Consider the following 1,775-nt stretch of genomic DNA (forward strand, 5'->3'; position numbering starts at 1 on the left):
ATGAAGATGACGACCGAAGAAGCATTTGTGAAGGTTTTGCAGATGCATGGGATTGATAATGCCTTTGGGATTATTGGTTCTGCGATGATGCCGATATCGGATTTGTTTCCGGCGGCTGGGATCAAGTTTTTTGACTGTGCGCATGAATGCAATGCGGGGATGATGGCGGATGGGTTTACGCGCGCGTCGGGTCGGATGTCGATGATGGTGGCGCAGAACGGCCCCGGCATCACCTCGCTGGTCACGCCGATCAAGACCGCCTATTGGAACCACACACCTTTGCTGATCGTGACCCCGCAGGCGGCCAACAAGACCATGGGTCAGGGCGGCTTCCAGGAGGTCGAGCAGATGGCTCTGCTGGAAGACATGGTGGCCTATCAGGAAGAGGTGCGCGACCCGTCGCGCATGGCCGAAGTTCTGAACCGGGTGATCCTGCAGGCCAAACGCGCCAGCGCGCCGGCCCAGATCAACATCCCGCGCGACTACTGGACCCAGGTGATCGATATCGAGCTGCCCGCGGTTGTCGAGTTTGAACGCCCCTCGGGCGGTGAACAGGCTGTGGCCGAGGCGGCGAAACTGCTGTCCGAGGCGAAATTCCCCGTCATCCTGAACGGCGCGGGCGTGGTTCTGGGCGATGCGATTGGCGACTCGATGGCGCTGGCCGAACGTCTGGATGCGCCGGTCTGCGTGGGCTATCAGCACAATGACGCCTTCCCCGGCTCCCACCCTCTGTTTGCCGGTCCGCTGGGCTATAACGGCTCGAAAGCGGGGATGGAGCTGATCTCGAAAGCCGATGTCGTGCTGGCGCTTGGCACCCGTCTGAACCCGTTCTCGACCCTGCCGGGTTACGGGATCGATTACTGGCCCAAGGATGCCAAGATCATCCAGGTGGATATCAACCCCGACCGCATCGGCCTGACCAAGCCGGTCAGCGTGGGCATCGTGGGCGACGCCAAGAAAGTGGCGCAGGGCATCCTGGCACAGCTGGCTGACGGTGCTGGCGACGCGGGCCGGACCGAGCGCAAGGACACCATCGCCAAGACCAAATCGGCCTGGGCGCAGGAACTGACCTCGATGGACCACGAGGATGACGATCCGGGCACCAGCTGGAACGAGCGGGCCCGGGGCCGCGAGCCGGAAAAAATGTCTCCGCGCATGGCGTGGCGGGCGATTCAGGCGGCGCTGCCGAAAGAGGCGATCATCTCGTCCGATATCGGCAACAACTGTGCCATCGGCAACGCCTATCCGTCTTTCGAAGAGGGCCGCAAATACCTGGCGCCGGGCCTGTTTGGCCCCTGTGGCTATGGCTTCCCGGCGATTTGCGGGGCGAAAGTGGCCTGCCCGGACACGCCGGTTGTGGGGTTTGCCGGTGACGGCGCCTTTGGCATCTCGATGAACGAGATGGTCTCGGTCAACCGCGACGACTGGCCCGCGATCACCATGGTGATCTTCCGCAACTATCAGTGGGGCGCGGAAAAGCGCAACACGACGCTGTGGTTTGACGACAACTTCGTGGGCACCGAACTGTCGACCGAAGTCAGCTATGCCGGCATCGCCCGCGCCTGCGGCGTCGAAGGCATCGCGGTCTCGTCGATGGCGGAACTGACCGATGAGCTGAACAAGGCGGTCAAGCGCCAGATGGACGAGGGCAAAACCACCTTCATCGAAGTGCTGCTGAACCAGGAACTGGGCGAGCCCTTCCGCCGCGACGCCATGAAAAAACCCGTCGCCGTCGCAGGCATCAGCAAAGACGACATGCGCACACAGGTCGGGGC

Annotated in this window: 1 protein-coding gene; it reads left to right on the forward strand. The window is 62.4% G+C overall.

The window, feature by feature from the left end:
- Positions 1–1,775 (forward strand): sulfoacetaldehyde acetyltransferase (xsc, locus tag GOV38_RS22155; protein WP_171210393.1); only part of this gene is annotated, 1,775 nt, incomplete at both ends.

The sequence above is a fragment of the Ruegeria sp. HKCCA5839 genome (genome assembly GCF_013035585.1).
Taxonomy (GTDB): Bacteria; Pseudomonadota; Alphaproteobacteria; order Rhodobacterales; family Rhodobacteraceae; genus Ruegeria.